Consider the following 15,414-nt stretch of genomic DNA (forward strand, 5'->3'; position numbering starts at 1 on the left):
CACTCCCCGGGCCGGGCGGGTCAGGCGACGCGTCGCAGGGCCTCCGGCGTGAGATCGGCGAGCGTCGGATAGCCGTCGACGGCCATGATCAGGTCGGCCTCGGCCAGCAGGGCCCGCAGTACATGGACGAGGCCGGCTTCACCGCCGTGGGCGAGACCGTACGCGTAAGGGCGGCCGACGCCCACGGCGGTCGCGCCGAGGGCCACGGCCTTGATGATGTCGGCTCCCGTGCGCACCCCGGAGTCGAACAGGACGGGCAGGCCGTCGGCGGCCTCGACCACGCCGGGCAGCGCGTCGAGGGCGGGCAGGCCCCCGTTGGCCTGCCGGCCGCCGTGGTTGGAGCAGTAGATGCCGTCCACACCGGCGTCCTTGGCCCGGCGGACGTCCTCGGGGTGGCAGACACCCTTGAGGATCAGCGGCAGATCGGTGATCGACCGCAGCCAGGGCAGGTCGTCCCAGGTGAGCGGGTTGCCGAAGATGCCGGCCCACAGGGCGACCGCGGCCTGCGGATCGTCCTCGGGACTCCGGCCGCCGAGCAGGGAGCGGAAGACGGGGTCACTGGTGTAGTTGGCCAGGCAGTTCCCGCGCAGCTGGGGGAAGTTGCTGGTGCTCAGGTCCCGGGGCCGCCAGCCGGTGATCCAGGTGTCCAGGGTGACCACGATCCCCTTGAACCCGGCCCGCTCGGCCCGGTGCACCAGACTCTCGGCCAGCTCCCGGTCGGTGGGGGTGTAGAGCTGGAAGAAGCCCGGGGTGTCGCCGAACTCCGCGGCGACCTGCTCCAGCGGGTCGACGGTCAGCGTGGAGGCGACCATCGGTACGCCGGTACGGGCGGCGGCCCGCGCGACGGCGAGATCACCGTGGCCGTCCTGCGCGCACAGCCCGATCACCCCGACCGGCGCCATGAACAGCGGCGCGGCCAGTCGCATCCCGAACAGTTCGACGGACAGATCCCGTTCACTGGCCCCCACCAGCATGCGCGGCACCAGCCCCCAGCCCTCGAACGCGCTGACGTTGGCCCGCTGGGTCCGCTCGTCGCCCGCGCCGCCCGCGACATACGACCGCACCGAGGTGGGCATCGCGGCCTGGGCCAACGGTTCCAGGTCGTCGTACGTCATCGGGAACCGCGGCATCACCCCGCTCAGCCCGTCGAGGTAGATCTCGTTCTGGTAGTCGGCGAAAGCCATGGTCCAGATCTCCTTCACGCCTCCCCCGCCGGTTGCGGGTCCTCGGGTCCACAATGAGAGAGTGACGCGGGAAAGCGCTGAAACGCAGGATTCTGGCTCCACGGACGCCGAGCCGCAGGATGCTGTCCCCGCGCTGCTGAGCGAGGACGAGCTGGCGCTGATCAACGCCCTGCAGCTGCGCCCGCGCGCCTCCTGGACCGAACTCGGGCGGGTCCTGGACGTCGACCCGGTCACCGTGGCCCGCCGCTACCACCGCCTCTCCGAGCAGGGCACCGCCTGGGTCGGCTTCTCCCCCGGCCCGCGCCTCCTCGAACAGATCTGCGTGGCGTACGTCGTGATCGACTGCGCCCCGGGAGCGACCGCCCGGGTCGCCGAGGCCCTCGGCGCCCACCCCCACATGGTCACCATCGAACGCACGGCCACCGGCCACGACCTCCTCACCACGGTCGCCACCCGCGACCTGCCGGCCCTGTCCCGCTACACCCTCGACCGGCTCCCCCACCTGCCCGGCATCACAGCCGTGCGATCCCGGATCGTCACCCACATGTTCACCGAGGGCGGTCGCTGGCGAATCGCGGCCCTCGCCCCCGCCCAGCGCGCCCGGCTGACACCCCCGCCGGCACCCCCCGCCCCCGCCGCCCTCACCGCCGGCGCCACTCCCGTCGACCGCGCCCTGGTCACCCACCTCGCCCACGACGGCCGTATCTCCTACCAGACCCTGGCCCGGCACCTGGGCGTCAGCCTCTCCACCGCCAAACGCCGGATCGAACACCTCACCCGCCGCGGTCTGCTCCGCTTCCGCTGCGACTTCGCCCGCCCGCTGGGCGGCTGGCCGGTCGCGGTGACCTTCTGGGCCAAGGTGCCGCCCGCCGACCTCCCGCACATCGGCCAGTCCCTCATCCGCCTCCCCGAGACCCGCAACTGCGCGGCGATCAGCGGCCCGCAGAACCTCGTCCTCCAGGCCACGCTCCACTCACTGGCCGACATCCTCCGCCTGGAGACCCAACTGGCCACGGCCCACCCGACCCTGGACATCGCCGACCGGGTCGTCACCCTGCGCCACGACAAACTCCTCGGCCGCCTTCTGGACCCCTACGGCCGCTCCACCGGCGTCGTACCGGCGGACCTGTGGGCGGAGCCGACGCTGTGAACGGAGACGACCGGTGTCAGGAGGGAGGGTTGACGACCTTGGTCCACCCCACCGACAGGCCCCAGGCTCCAGCCGTCCTGGAAGTGACCGACACGACTACGTTCTTGTAGTCACGATCGAGAACGACTTCGTTGTACTGGCCAGGGTCGCCGTCGGCGCACACGGAGGTGGAGCTCGCGAGAGAGCCGACTTTGACGTCGACGGTCCCGGAACCCGAGCAGATCACCGCGACCTCCAGGGTTCCCTTCCGGATCTCCGGGATCACCGGAAACGAGTGCGGCCCGGTCTTTCCGCCTGTTTTGACGAACGTCTTCTGCGCGTCGGAAAGCTGGGGCGGAACGCGAGGGTCCCCGGTGGCCGAAGCGGTGACGGAGGGCACGCTGGACGAGGCCGTCCCGGCCGGCGTCCCACTCGCGGGCGCCCGCCCGTCGGTCGACGTCGTATGGGTGCAGCCGGCCAACGCAAGCAGGACCACTGGAACGGCTATCCCTGCTCGGTTCATGCGTACCACCCGACGTCCATGGGCCCGTGGCCCGTTACCGTGTCGCGCGTAAAATAGCAGGTCAGGTGCTGGTGGCAGGCAGCGCCTGCGAACTCGCGGCGCGCTGTACGCCTGTTGTTCACCGGGAGATCCCGTACGCGCCGCACCGGGTGTTCCGCGGCCGGTCGACGGCGGACCGGCGGTCGTTCCCCGGCGCCCCGGGGCGCGGCGGCCGTGGGGTGGGCTGTCGTAGAGTGCGGCGTGGTGGGGACGCTGAGTCGTTGGAGGGGGAGCCTGCCATGGGTGCGGCGAACAGAAACCGGGCCGATCCGGCGCCGATGAGTCCCGACGAGATGATCGCGGAGGCGCGGAAGGCGTTCTTCGTGATGTTCGCGCTGCTCGCCGTCGTCTGGCTGGTGCAACTCGCCAACTTCGCCGACCACTACGCCCTCTCCCGGGACTACGCCGTGGTCTCCGGCGACGTCGGCACGCTGCCCGACGTTCTGGTCGCGCCGCTGCTGCACTGGAGCTGGGCGCACATCGAGAGCAACTCCGGCCCGCTGTTCGTGTTCGGCTTCCTCGCCGCCTACCGCGGAGTGCTGCGGTTCCTCGCGCTGACCCTGCTGATCGCGGTGAGCAGCGGTGTCGTGGTCTGGTTCTTCGAGAAGGGCGACGTGGCGACGGTCGGCGCCAGCGGCCTGATCTTCGGGTACTTCGGTTACGTCGTCGTCCGCGGACTCTTCGACCGGCACCTGATCGACACACTGATCGGGATCGTCATGGGCGCCTCCTTCGCGTACCTCCTCACCGTGGCCGTGCCCGGCACGCCGGGGGTGAGCTGGCTCGGACACCTCGGCGGGCTGCTCGGGGGCCTGCTGGGCGCCTGGCTCTTCCGCGACCGGCGCCCGCGGGCCGGCACCGGAGAGGGAACCCCCCGGGCGGTGACCGGCGACGCCGCGCAGCCGCGCTCCGACCTGTACAAGGAACTCGGCGACCTCGGTCTGCTCTGACGACACGTCATCCCCGGTCCTGCGCAAACACCGCGGGTCCGCGGGCGCCGTGGCGTCCGCGGACCCGGGTGGTCGAGCAGCGGGTCGGGTCAGTAGGAGAACTGCTGGATCTGGCTGCCGTCGCCTGCGTACGTCCAGCCGGTCCGGGTTGCCGGGTCGAGCTGCATGACGCGCTCGCGGTGGGTTTCGAGCCGGCCGTTGTAGGACCCGAACAGCGGGTACTCGACGCCGGTCACGGTGCGCACCGTCCGGCCCGTCTTCAGGTCGACGACGGCGATGCGGCCGGTGGCGTTGTTGTCGCCGAAGCCGTACTGCTGAAAGCCGCCCGTCGGCTTCAGGTCCGGCAGCCGGAAGGCGAACAGCGCCAGGTGGTGCTCACCGTCGACGGCGAGCGCGAGGGGCGCTTGCGCCATGCCGAGACTCACCTGGGCCCCGGCGGGCAACTGCGCGAAGTACCCGGTGCCGGCGAAGTTGACGCTGAGCGAGTGGTACCAGGTCTCGTAGAGGTTGCCCTTCTGGTCGGAGGCGAGGTCCGTGGCGCACGGGGTTCCCCCCTGGCTGTTGGTGACCGTCGCGCTGTCCAGGTCGATCGTGGCCGTGGTGCCGGATCCGGCCGAGGCCAGGCAGTTGATGGTGGACCCGGACTTCTGCGCGGTGAAGACGCCGGTCGACTCGTCCACGTCCAGCAGGCCGTACGAGGTTCTGCCGTTCGGGGTGGGCTCGAGCTGGAGCGGTGTCCCCTGAGTGCCGGTCGCCGTGTCCACGGGCAGGACGAAGCCCGCACGGTCGCCCGAACGGTAGGCGAGCACCGCCGCACGGTGCCGCTCGGCGTCCACCCGCCCGCCCGTCACGACGTACTGGTCGTCGATCCGGACGGGGCTGCCGACCGCGTCGCCGCTGCTCGTGTCGTAGGTCTCGAGCCACTGCTCACCGGTCGTGGTCTGCTTGTGCAGGACCAGCGCGTGGTGGCCGGAGTCGACGCCGAACACCTCGTAAATGGAGCCGTACGCGGGGTCGCTCGTCAACTTGCGCCCGTAGGTTCCGGTGGCGGCGTCGTAGTCGTACACCGAGCCCTCACCGGTGGGGCTTTCGACCGCCGCGACGGACGTGCCGCCGGGGACGATCGCGAAGTCGGTCAGGTTGGTGCCCTCGGGTGCCGGTCCGTCGTCGTATGCCAGCAGCGACGTCGGCGAGGCCTGCCCGACGATCCTGCCGTGCCGGTCGACGGCGAACACGCGCAGGTCGTAGGCGATCGACGAGGGCAGCTTGAGCGCGAGGGCGTCGAGTGCCGCCGTGCCCCGCGTGCCCTTCAGCGAGCGGTCGAAGGTGGCCGGGTTGTCCACCCCGTTGCGGTCGCGGGTGGTGCCGTTCTGGTTGCTGACCAGGTTGTACGAGTTGTACATGTTCGGTCCGGGCGCGGAGAACTCCAGCAGTGTGCCGGTGGCGCCCTTGACGCCCGATACGTCGTAGTGCACCGAGAACCGTGGTGCGGTCCGGTCGATCTCCAGCAGGTGACCGGAGTCTCCGGATGTCTTCGCGGCCAGGGTCGGCGCTGCCGGACGTTGCGAGGGGTCACCGCCGTCGATCCGGATCGAGGCGAACTCGCCGTACGCCGGGCCGCCCTTGGCGCCGGCCGTGGGGTTCTGGAGGATACCGATCCCGTAGATGCCGCCGCCGGCGGAGAAGGCCTTGGCCGGGACGGTGACCGTGCCGCGCAGTGCCGTCAGCGGGGCGGTGTAGGAGGCGGAGAAGATGGGCGCCGCCGCGGGGTTCCAGTGGCCGACTCCCGACACGACCAGCTTCGGCGAGCTGACGTTGCGCACTCCGGTGAGGTCGTAGCGCACCCGTACGGAGTGTCCCGCGCCGGCGACGGGCCGGACCACCGGGGCGAGCGACTCGGCGTAGCCGCCGTCGGTGGGGCCGAAGGTCAGCTCGTGGGTGGCCGAGGCCAGCACGTGGTGGCCGTGGCGCACCTCGAAGGTGAGCGCGACCTGGCGGTCCGTCGTGGAGACGACCGGCAGTCCGGCCGCGGTCAGCATCTGCGTGGGGGTCAGCCGGATCGCCGGTACGTCGGAGGTGAACTCGTGCTTCCCGATGCGCAGCGCGTAGCCGACGCCCTGCCGGTCGGGCAGGCCGGTCACGTCGGCGCCGATGGTCACCGGTCCCACCAGGCCCTCCCCGGTGGCGCCGGCGCCCGTGCCCGGTCCGGCCAGGTCGATGTGGCCGGGGTCGGTGCCCTCGGTGTACGCGCCGCCGAGTCCACCCGTGGTCCGGCGATGCGCCACGGAGAGCCGGACGATGCGGGGCGTGCCGGTGCGGGCATGGCCGCCGTGTGCCTTGGCCAGGGCCGCTTGCAGCGCGGCGGTGACGTCGAGTTGCGGGCCCACGTGCAGCGGCTGGTCGATCTGCGGCGGGGTGGGCACGGCCCGGCCGGTGTGCTCCAGCAGCGAACGGACGTCGTCGGGTGACGGGTGCTGTCCGGTCAGCCGGGAGGCCTGCAGGACGACCGCGGCGGCGGCCGCGATCTCGGGCGCGGACGCCGAAGTGCCGCCGTTGAGGACCTCCGTGACCGACTGCGCGGTCTGGCCCTGGTGTTCGAAGGCGGGGATGCCGTCGCTGGGTGCCGAGACGTTCACGCGCGTGCCGAATCCCGAGGAGAAGACCTCGGAACCGTTGAGCCTGGTGGTCGCCCAGGTGCCGTTGGCCGACGCGGCGCCGCCGTTCTGCGGAGGGACGGACAGCGTGTCGTCGGTCGTGGTGCCGCCCGCGGCGATCGCGCCGGAGTCCAGCACCCGGCTCGGCGTGGACGACAGCTGGTCGTCGTCGATCCCGGTGGTGCCGGCGGCCTTGCGCGTGACGTCGGTCGCGGTGCTGCCGCCGTCGGGCCCTACGGCCGCGTTGGTGAACAGCCGGGTCCCGTCGTTCGACGAGACCACCACGGTGATGCCGTACTGCTGCACGATCGACGCGATGACGGCCTGCTGGACCGGGTCGTCCTCCAGGTAGCGGCCGGGGAACCCCTGGGCGTCGGTGCCGTAGCCGAGGCTGGCGGTGATGACGTCGGGTCGCGGCTGCTGCCGGGCCGCGGCCAGCAGCGCCACCGCGATCTGGCTGAACGTCGGCTGCTGTGGGACGACGAGCCGGTAGTCGGCGCCCGGGGCGATGCCCAGCAGGTCGGAGGACCCGCTGCCCTGCATGCCCGGCCGCTGCAGCTCGTGCGGAAGCGGCGCCATCACGGAGAAGTCCAGCAGCACCTCGCCCAGTGCGGGGTCCTGCCCCTGGGTGGATCCGGCCGGGTCGAGCGCGCCGGTCGGATCCGCGGTGTAGGTGGGGATCAAGGGCATCGTGGGGATGTCCAGGTACCGCCGGCCGTTGCGGACGACGGTCGTCGGCCCGCTCGGGGCGAGGCCGGGCGTCCCCGCGTCGGTGAGGTCGCCGACCGAGACGTTGGTGATGGTCTCACCGGTGCCCGGCAGCTGGCCGAACTTCTGCTTCAGCACACTGAAGGCGCCCGTCGCGTCGACGCCGCCGGCGTTGAGGAAGCTCTGCGCCGAGGTGCCGAGGGCCGCGTTGCCGGGCACGCCGTCGGAGCCGGTCGCACCGCCTTGCGGCCCTGTCTCCGACGAGCCGGCCTTCCCCGCCGCGGCGCTCACCGAGGACGGCAGCGGCAGGGGGCCGGTGTTCATGGGGGAGACGGTCTGGTCGGGCTCCGCGTAGACGACGCCGGGGGTGGCGGCCAGCGCCCGGGCAGCCGCCGAGGTGTCGCCACCGGCGAGCTGGACGACCTGGACCTTGGACAGGTCGATCGCCCCGGAGCCCAGCTTCGCCCGGGCGGCCGAGCGCAACTGCTGGGCCTGGGTGGCCGACAGTTCCGGCACCAGGGGCCGCAGGGAGACCGCGTGGGCCCGCCGGAGCGCGGTGTTGACCGCGGTGTCCGAGGTCAGCGGGGTACGGACCCGCAGACTGCGCTGCTTGCCCAGCGACGTGCCCGTCACCTCGGTGGCCGAGCCGAGCACCACAAGGACCTGGTGAGGGCCGTTCTGCGCCGACCGCGCGGGCGTGGGCTTCAGGAACGAGCGCCACGGACCGAGCGCCGAGGATCCGGGCGGGGAGGGCAGCGCGGCCCCCGCACCGGGCTGTGCCGCTGATGAGCCGCTGCCGAGCGGGGCCTTGACGGCCGGCGACCGGCCGGAATCGGTGGCCGCGGAGCCGGACCCGGAGAAGCTCGAGGGAAGCGCGGCCGCGGGTATCGTTACGGCCGCGGTGATGGCCACGAGCGCGACACCGACGGCACCAAGCCGTCTGCCGCGCGTGTGGGCATACGTCATGGGACACCTTTCTCAGGGAGCGAATCCGCGAGCACGGATCCACACCGGAAGGCTCTGCCCCCTCGAACATGCACAGGGCAGCGCCGACTTCAGCGTGAAAGATGTCAACCGCGACTGACGGAAGACAAGGTTACGAGGCTGGCGGATCCCTGCCAGGTGGCGGAAGCCGCCACGGAAATCGGCGGACGGTATGGAATTTGACGTGCTCGGGCTTGCGGAGGAAACAGAACACGTCTACGTGGCACTGGTCCGGCAGCCCCGCTGCACCTCTTCGGAGTTGGCCGACGTCTGCGGCATGCCCGCGACCACCGTGGGAAGGCTGCTGTCCAAACTCGTCAAGGGCGGGCTCGCCGTGCAGGACACCGGACGCCCGCCACGGTTCACCGCCACTCCCCCGGATGTCGCCGTCACCGCGCTGATCGACCGGCGCGAGCACCAGCTCAAGGAAGCACGGGCCCTGGTACAGCGGTTGGCCGAGACTCACCGGGAGGCGGCCCGGATAAGCCATCCCGACATGGCCGTCGAACTGCTCACCAGCCGTGAGCACATCAGCGCCGCCGTGCACCGGCTGACTGTCGACGCCCGCCACCAGGTGCGTGCGTTCGACCGCCCGCCCTATGTCGACGGCCCCGGCAGCAACCTCGACCGCCAGCTCCAGCAGCAACGGCGCGGTGTGATCCACCGGGTGATCTACGACCGCGAAGCGGTGGCCTGGCCCGGCAGGCTGAACAACGACATCGTGCCCAGCATGAAGGCGGGCGAGCAGGCACGGGTCCACGCCGAGCTGCCCCTCAAGCTCGTCATCAGCGACGACCGGGCGGCCGTCCTCCCCTTCAGCCTCGGACCCGGGGGCCAGTCGGTCGCCTACCTGGTCCACCGCTCGCCCGTGCTGGTAGCCCTGGAGTCGCTCTTCGAGGCGCAGTGGGAGCGCGCGATGCCGCTGTCGGACGCCCCCGTGCCACCCGGCGACGCCACCACCACGGCCGAATCCGAGGACGCGGAGCCCACCGAGGAGACCCGTTCCCTGCTCGCCCTGCTCGCCTCCGGCCTCAGCGACACGGCCATCGCACGTGCCCAGGGCTGGAGCGAGCGGACCACACAGCGTCGCGTCCACCAACTCATGTGCCAGCTCGGCGCCTCCACCCGCTTCCAGGCGGGCCTCACCGCCACCCGACGCGGCTGGCTGTGAAACGAACGCCGGCAGATTCCGATTCGCCTGGCAAGCACGGGCCCAAGCAGCCCGCGTAGACGGCGCCTTGATCGGTGGTAGCTCGTCTCCGGGCATGGACATAGTTGAGCAGCTGGTGCCGGACAGGCTGAGGGAGATCTTCCAGGATGTGGCGCCGTAGCTGCCGGTACGCGCCCAGGGCGGAGGCCGGCAGCGATGTGAGACCGTGCGGTCCTGGCCGCGATCATCGTCGTCGCCACCTCAGGCCGCGCCTGGCGGCAGTTGCCGCCGGTCCGCCACCGGGTACGGGGGAGGACCCGGCAGCGGACCGAGCGGCCACCCGGTACCGGGCGTCGGTGCGGCCGCTCTTCCGGCCCCGGCACGTCGGCTGCGCCGGGGCCGGACGCCTACTCGACCCACTCGATGCCGTGGGCGTCGCCGAGCTTCTTCCGGCCGTTGTAGTAGTCCATGTGCCGATGGTCGTCGTGCGGCCGCCTGGTGCAGGACGCTCCGCCGTCAGGGTGGACCAGTGCGCAGTAGCCGGCGGCGCGGGCCCCGGACTTGGCGGCTTCCGCCTCTCGCGTGGCCAGGCTCTTGGGCTCCTCGGGAGCCGAGGCCGTCATCGCGGGGCCATCCGGTCGTAGTGCCAGCACAGAGATTTCACAGAGCGGGCGAGCCGGGCGGCGACGGCGCCGCGCACGGCGTCGCTGTCGCCGTCCCCCATGTGCAGGTGGCCTTGCGCCTCGTCGATGCATGCCAGCGCTGCGGTGCGGTCGGCAAAGGTCTGAGGGAGAACGCAGGCCCTGGCCCGGACCGTGGGGATGAGGGCCCGGATGTGCTCACGGAACTCGCCCGCGATCCTCTCCAGCTCAGCGCCCTCGAAGTGGTCCTCGGGCCGCTCGGCGGCGAGCAAAAGCAGGGTGCCGGCACGCATCGCTGGGATGCTCAGGGGGCGGCTGCCCGCCTCTGCCGTCCCAGCGTCGGCGCTAGTCGCAGGGTCGCTCGGCATGGGTCTCCCCTCTACGGTCACGGTGATCCGTCTCATACACGTGACCGTAGGGAGGTCTCACCACTCTCACCCGAACTGTCAGCTCGGGTGACCTACGCGCTCGGTCAGACGAGCCCGATGCGTTCCGCGAGCTGTTCCGCCTGGCGGGCGTGCATGGCCCGGGCCCGGCGGATGACGGTGAGTACCAACTGCCGGGCGAGCGGTGTCCGGGCAAGGTCCTCAGCCGCAATGGCCTCCAGCCCCAGCAGCGCCAGCAGAACGGCAGCGTCGTCGCGGCGCTGGCTGTGGCAGGCGGCGACTTCCAGGCCGAACGTGAACTCCCGCTCCAGTGACGGCAGCGGGCTGGTCTCGATGGCGTCCGCGGTGTGCAGGGCTTCCCTGGTATCACCGGCCTCCATGTCGATACTCAGGGCGTGAAGCGCCACGTTGGTGGGCCCGAACACCGTCCACGCCACGTTGGTGCCGTCCGGTACCTTGCGGGCGGCCGGCGCCGCGTGCTCCCGTAGCCGCTCGCGTGCGTCCCACCATCGTCGGCGCCGGGTTTCCCCGACGACCGCGACGAGTTGGAGCGCGCCGCCCATCGCTGCCTTCTCCATCTCCGGGATCTGCGCGGCGGACACCTGCTCGGCGGCGCGCAGCGCCAGTTCCTCGGCTTCGGCAGGCTGGCCGGCGGCAAGGAGTACGTGCCCGAGGTTCCACTGGGCGGCTGCGATGCGGAGCGGGTCATCGGCGTCCTCGGCGGCGCGCATGGCCCGGTCAGCAGCGAGGGTGGCAAGGTCGACGCGGCCGGTGCGCCGCAGGTACGAGCGGAGCAGGCAGTACAGATCTGCTGCTGCCCGGAGGACGGCCCGCCGCTCGGCAGCATCCGATCCGCTACGAGTGGCCCGGGCGGCGTGCTCGACATCTGCGACGAGGACGGGCAGGACGTCGGCGGCCTGGGTGAACCGGTCCCCGGTGGTCTGCCAGCTCTGCCACGCCGCCTCCACCCGGTCCCGCAGCACGGCCGCGGCCACCGGCTCGGCGCTGCGCGCGGGCCCGTACCCGAGGAGGGCCCGGCCTACCGCAGCCTCCGCGGTATCGGCCGTCTCCTCCTCGACCGGAGCCCGCTCGGACAGCAGGGCCGCAGCCGGTACCCCCAGCTCCTGTGCGAGCGCGTAGAGGATCGGCAGGGAGGGGACCTTGATGCCGCGTTCGATCTGGGACAGGTAGTCAGGCGCGATCCCGACGAGGCCGGCCACTGCGTCCTGGCGGCGCCCTCCGCGGTAGTGCCTGATCCGGTCCCCGATGGGGAGGTCTGCTGCAACCATGCGCCCACTCCTCGCCGATGTGCTTCGAGCGTAGGGTTCCTGACGGGCAGGGACGCGGGATTCGCAGAGAGGAGCTGTCGGTGCCGGAGCTGGTGCTGTGGGACATCGACCATACGCTGATGGCCACTGGGGGCCTCGGCGGCCGGCTGTGGGCGGCCGCCTTCGAGCAGGTGACAGGTGTGGCGTTGCGGAAGCGGGCCGACGTGACCGGGTCCACGGAACGGGTGATCCTGCGGGAGACCGCCCGCCTGCACGACATCCCCTACAGCGACGAGTTGTTCACCCGGTTTGCTGAGGCCCTCGGCACCCAACACGTCCAGCAGGCAGCCGAACTGCGCGAGTACGGGCACGCGCTGCCCGGCGCAGCCAGCATCCTCACCGCCCTCACGGACCGTGGCATCCGCCAGTCCGTCGTGACCGGCAACGTCCGCGCGGCCGCCGAAGTAAAGGTCGCCGTGTTCGGCCTCGACTCCTACCTCAGCCTGGACGACGGCGCCTATGCCGAGGACGGCGACGGACGCCCCGAGCTGCTGCGCACCGCCCTCGATCGCACCGGAGTGGAAGCCGGCAGCGCAGTGTTCCTCGGCGACACCCTGGCCGACGTCGCCGGCGGACGCTCGGCCGGCGTCCGAGTGGTCGCCGTGGCAACGGGCCGGACCCCAGCGGCCGACCTGCTCGCCGCAGGCGCCAGCACCGTACTGGACGATCTGTCGGACACCGCCCATGCGCTGGAGGCCATTGGGGCGTGACCAGCCACGGACATGTGGGAAGCGGCCCCTGGAATTCCCCGAAGGAGAGCGGGGCCGCAGTGTGGCTACAGCCGTCGGTAGCAGGCGGTCATGGCGAGATGGCTCGCCATCGCACTGCGCACGATCTCACGGGCACTCGACCCGGGCGCCTCGGACGAGGTCTGGGCCTCGCTCCACGACGGCCGCACCGAAACCCAACGAGCCTTGCTGCGCTTAGTGAGCGTTTGATTCTCGGTTGTCTGTTTCATTTGGCTTAGGTGTCGTGCCAGTTGGTGGTGGCTTCGTGGGTGAGTCGGCGGGTCATGAGGTTGATAGCGGCGAGTTGGGTCATGGCGGCTGATCGGTGTGGGTGGGGAATGTCATAGAAGCCATCTTTCGGGCGGATCGCTTGGGTTCATGTCCGCGTCCGGCGTCCAGAGATCACCCTAATCCGCCCGATATGAGAATCAAACGATCACTTAGACGTTGCCTCATGGGGTGTGATGTTCGTGCTGCTGAGCCGAAGCCCGATAGGTGTCACACAGGCGATTACATAAGACGGGGCAGCGCCAGTTCCAGTATCGAAGACAGCACCCCCCTCTCCTGGGCGTGAGCGAGGCCGGCCAGGTGTGAGTGGCGATGAGCCAACAGGCACGCACGAGGGCGCGAAAGACTGTCACGCCCTCGGGCACATCCGCGTCGCCCTCTCGAACCACACACCAACTCGCCGCGAACCGATCGAGCCCGCAGCATTGCTGAGCAGCCTCCAGACGAGCACGCTTACGTCTCGTTCATCGCTGTACACAACCGTCCAGAGTCCGCGGCTGCAGTACTAGTTGGCGGTCCGATCTCGTTCATCCGCAGGAAAGTCCACGGTCAGGGGATCGGACGACGCTGTTTGAGTCCGCGCCGGCGTCGTGGCGTCGAACCACTCCAAGTCGAGGCGGAGCTCGTACCGGTAGGGCTCCCTCGACACCAGCTTGACGACGAACGCCTCGGTCTCCCCCTGAGCGTAGGACAGCGGTTGTGCGGAGAGGCCGAACATGCGGGAGCGGATGTCGTACTCGTCCCGGTCAGGGCGCAGCTCGACGCGATACTTGTGCACGACTACCGGCGCGGCCGGCTCGGTCTGCCGCAGCGTCCGGCTCGGTTCACAGTTGAGCACCACAAGCCGGATAGCCCGGAGAATGACCGTGTTCTTGCCACTGTTGGAAACCATGAACCGGAGCTCGCAGGATCGCGACCACGTCGCCACGTCGGTGAGCCACGGCTCGGAGAACACGAGCGCAGCCCGCGACTCGCGGCGGGTCCGGCGATCAGTCAGGGAGGGTCGGACGGCGCCCACGACGGCCGCCACGAGTCCGACGAGGACGACCAGCGCAGGGACGACACCCGTCTTGCTCGTAAGGAAGTCGAGCACGTCAGCCACGGACGATCATCCTCTGTCCGATTTCGTTCTCGCCGCCCAGGGCTTCGCTGTACTCCAGCAGGATCCGGACCATGGCTCTGTGGACGTCGACGTCCATGCTGTCAGTCGACACGGCATCAGGGCCGTTCAGCCACTCCATGCTCTGCCGCAGCCCCTCGGCCAGTAAGGGCCCCGTTTCCACGTGCGGCAGGGTCTGATAGGCGACTACCTCTTCCGGTCCGAGCTCACGCATAAACCCCTTGGCGGTGTCGATGAGGAGTCCGCCGCCCGTAGCGTTGAACCGGACAAGGTTGAACACGTGGTCTTCGGCGATGGTCTCGCCGAAGTGGATGGCATAGAGGAACTCCGACCAACTCCACGCGATCAGCTCGCCGGCCGCCTCGAACCGCTTGGCGTCCTCGGCCGACAGCCGAGCGAGGTAGCCCTCCCGCGACGTCGTGACGAGCGGCCCGAAAGTGGCGAGCGCGTCGTCTTCGGTCATGGCGCCCCGCCTCGGCACAAAGTAGACGACCTGGGTCCTCGACGGTGAATAGAACAGCGCCGGTGAATCCAGGCTCGCGCGATGGCCACAGAAGAGGCAGGACGCCGTGTTCAGCCCCGCACGCACGAATACCATCTTGGCGCCGAAGTTGCCAACGAAGTCGCAGGACTCGTCGACGCAGGCCACGACTCGCGACGCGAAACTCATGGCGCACCTGGCACAGGGACCGACCCCCGTCACCCAGTCACCCTCGTACTCGTCCAATGCGTTGAGATCTCGCGACGCGAGCAGCGCCAACGCGTGGTCCGTGAGCCGCACCAGTGGCTCGAGCTCTTCGTTGAGGGCCAGGTTCCGGACCTGGGTCAGCCCACCGGTCCAGTCGTCGCCGGGCGGGCTCTCCTCTGCCAGCGGGCGCCGGATCTCAAGTAGATACGCCTCCCCGCCGAGCGCACGCCAGCGCTGCGCGAAACGCCGAGCGGCTCGCCGGGTGGTCGGGTCGTCGAGCAGCACGAGCAGGGCGTCGGTCAGGTGCATGCCGACGAAGCGCAGGAGGGTGACTGCATCGCGAGCCAACCGGACGGTCTGCGTCAGCGCTTCAACGATGGTCGCGAGCCGGTCGGCTGTCCTGGGCGTCGCGCGATGGTGCTCCGCGACCAGGGCGTCTAGGTGGTCGCCAAGCGTGAGGATCGTATCCCGCTGGTCCACGGGTGTCCGCTGCGTGATCCAGTCGAACTCCGACAGCACGCTGCGATGGAACCGCTCCACGACCTGGCCACCGGCCGCGTCGAAGGACGCCTGGTCGTGAGCCTGGAACATGGCGTCCAGGAGGACAATGTTCTGCTGCCGTGCTCGCGGTGGGTATTGCTCCGGTTCGTGCACCATCCGCTCCCCGTTCTGGCGCCTCCTCACCGTGAGAGTAACCGTGATCGCAACCAGCGGCACCCAGAGGGCACACGGAGGGCACAACGGCCTCAGCCGAGTTCAACGGCACCCAACGCCGGCCAACGCCATTTGGCCTGGCCAGCGACGTAGCTTGGCAGTCCCCGCAGTTGACGCACAAAGGGGCGGCACCCCCGCACAGGGTGCCGCCCCTCTCTTGCGTGCCGGGGCCGCCGTCCATCGGTCTTGAGGGTCGGGGA

12 protein-coding genes and 1 pseudogene are annotated in these 15,414 nt (G+C 70.6%); 4 read left to right on the top strand and 9 right to left on the bottom strand.

Translation table 11 applies throughout. The annotated features are described in order from the left end of the window. Positions 1-20 precede the first annotated feature (20 nt). Positions 21-1,184 carry a lactate 2-monooxygenase gene (locus ACWDGI_RS04830; RefSeq protein ID WP_450755400.1) on the bottom strand — a complete coding sequence of 388 codons (1,164 nt, stop codon included), beginning with the start codon at positions 1,182-1,184 and terminating at the stop codon, positions 21-23. A 61-nt stretch (positions 1,185-1,245) separates the two neighbouring features. Here ACWDGI_RS04830 and ACWDGI_RS04835 point away from each other — a divergent pair, with 61 nt between their 5' ends. Then, the gene (locus tag ACWDGI_RS04835; RefSeq protein WP_450755402.1) at positions 1,246-2,334 is read left to right on the top strand and encodes an Lrp/AsnC family transcriptional regulator; all 1,089 of its coding nucleotides are present in this window, start codon (positions 1,246-1,248) and stop codon (positions 2,332-2,334) included. Between the two features lie 16 nt (positions 2,335-2,350). Here the strand turns inward: ACWDGI_RS04835 and ACWDGI_RS04840 are convergent, their stop codons facing one another. Beyond that, the gene (locus ACWDGI_RS04840) at positions 2,351-2,809 is read right to left on the bottom strand and encodes a hypothetical protein (protein ID WP_450755404.1); all 459 of its coding nucleotides are present in this window, start codon (positions 2,807-2,809) and stop codon (positions 2,351-2,353) included. A gap of 305 nt (positions 2,810-3,114) precedes the next feature. On the opposite strand from ACWDGI_RS04840, the gene ACWDGI_RS04845 reads away from it, so the two are divergent. Beyond that, a complete protein-coding gene (locus ACWDGI_RS04845) occupies positions 3,115-3,825 on the top strand; it encodes a rhomboid family intramembrane serine protease (protein ID WP_450755406.1) in 711 nt (236 codons plus the stop codon). A gap of 89 nt (positions 3,826-3,914) precedes the next feature. Here the strand turns inward: ACWDGI_RS04845 and ACWDGI_RS04850 are convergent, their stop codons facing one another. Further along, entirely contained in the window at positions 3,915-8,153 is a 4,239-nt protein-coding gene (locus tag ACWDGI_RS04850) for a S8 family serine peptidase (RefSeq protein WP_450755408.1), read from the bottom strand. Between the two features lie 202 nt (positions 8,154-8,355). Between ACWDGI_RS04850 and ACWDGI_RS04855 the strand changes: the two genes are divergently transcribed. Next, on the top strand, positions 8,356-9,342 hold the full coding sequence (locus tag ACWDGI_RS04855) for a TrmB family transcriptional regulator (protein WP_450755410.1): 987 nt from the start codon (positions 8,356-8,358) through the stop codon (positions 9,340-9,342). Between the two features lie 386 nt (positions 9,343-9,728). Here the strand turns inward: ACWDGI_RS04855 and ACWDGI_RS04860 are convergent, their stop codons facing one another. The 3 genes from ACWDGI_RS04860 to ACWDGI_RS04870 form a co-directional block, all read right to left on the bottom strand. Then, positions 9,729-9,944 (bottom strand): hypothetical protein, encoded by a 216-nt coding sequence (locus tag ACWDGI_RS04860; protein WP_450755412.1) that lies wholly within the window; start codon positions 9,942-9,944, stop codon positions 9,729-9,731. Continuing rightward, positions 9,941-10,255, bottom strand: a complete 315-nt coding sequence (locus ACWDGI_RS04865) for a DUF6415 family natural product biosynthesis protein (RefSeq protein ID WP_450755414.1) — start codon at positions 10,253-10,255, stop codon at positions 9,941-9,943. Before ACWDGI_RS04865 ends, ACWDGI_RS04860 begins: the two co-directional genes overlap by 4 nt. A gap of 179 nt (positions 10,256-10,434) precedes the next feature. Then, on the bottom strand, positions 10,435-11,637 hold the full coding sequence (locus ACWDGI_RS04870) for a helix-turn-helix domain-containing protein (RefSeq protein ID WP_450755416.1): 1,203 nt from the start codon (positions 11,635-11,637) through the stop codon (positions 10,435-10,437). A gap of 80 nt (positions 11,638-11,717) precedes the next feature. Between ACWDGI_RS04870 and ACWDGI_RS04875 the strand changes: the two genes are divergently transcribed. Further along, positions 11,718-12,386: an HAD family hydrolase gene (locus tag ACWDGI_RS04875; protein WP_450755418.1), complete on the top strand. Its 669-nt coding sequence runs from the start codon at positions 11,718-11,720 to the stop codon at positions 12,384-12,386. A 253-nt stretch (positions 12,387-12,639) separates the two neighbouring features. On the opposite strand, the pseudogene ACWDGI_RS04880 reads toward ACWDGI_RS04875, so the two are convergent. The 3 genes and pseudogenes from ACWDGI_RS04880 to ACWDGI_RS04890 form a co-directional block, all read right to left on the bottom strand. Continuing rightward, positions 12,640-12,738, bottom strand: a pseudogene (locus ACWDGI_RS04880) (IS5 family transposase); the annotation flags it as partial. Between the two features lie 459 nt (positions 12,739-13,197). After that, positions 13,198-13,794, bottom strand: coding sequence for a hypothetical protein (locus ACWDGI_RS04885; protein ID WP_450755420.1), 597 nt, complete (start codon positions 13,792-13,794; stop codon positions 13,198-13,200). After that, entirely contained in the window at positions 13,787-15,157 is a 1,371-nt protein-coding gene (locus ACWDGI_RS04890) for a hypothetical protein (RefSeq protein WP_450755422.1), read from the bottom strand. Before ACWDGI_RS04890 ends, ACWDGI_RS04885 begins: the two co-directional genes overlap by 8 nt. Positions 15,158-15,414: the final 257 nt, after the last annotated feature.

Source organism: Streptomyces sp. NPDC001220, from assembly GCF_053597895.1.

Coding starts and splice junctions, on each gene's coding strand:
- ACWDGI_RS04865 (WP_450755414.1), bottom strand. CDS start 10,255: ATGCGTGCCGGCACCCTGCTTTTGCTCGCCGCCGAGCGGCCCGAGGAC.
- ACWDGI_RS04845 (WP_450755406.1), top strand. CDS start 3,115: ATGGGTGCGGCGAACAGAAACCGGGCCGATCCGGCGCCGATGAGTCCC.
- ACWDGI_RS04860 (WP_450755412.1), bottom strand. CDS start 9,944: ATGACGGCCTCGGCTCCCGAGGAGCCCAAGAGCCTGGCCACGCGAGAG.
- ACWDGI_RS04850 (WP_450755408.1), bottom strand. CDS start 8,153: ATGACGTATGCCCACACGCGCGGCAGACGGCTTGGTGCCGTCGGTGTC.
- ACWDGI_RS04870 (WP_450755416.1), bottom strand. CDS start 11,637: ATGGTTGCAGCAGACCTCCCCATCGGGGACCGGATCAGGCACTACCGC.
- ACWDGI_RS04890 (WP_450755422.1), bottom strand. CDS start 15,157: ATGGTGCACGAACCGGAGCAATACCCACCGCGAGCACGGCAGCAGAAC.
- ACWDGI_RS04830 (WP_450755400.1), bottom strand. CDS start 1,184: ATGGCTTTCGCCGACTACCAGAACGAGATCTACCTCGACGGGCTGAGC.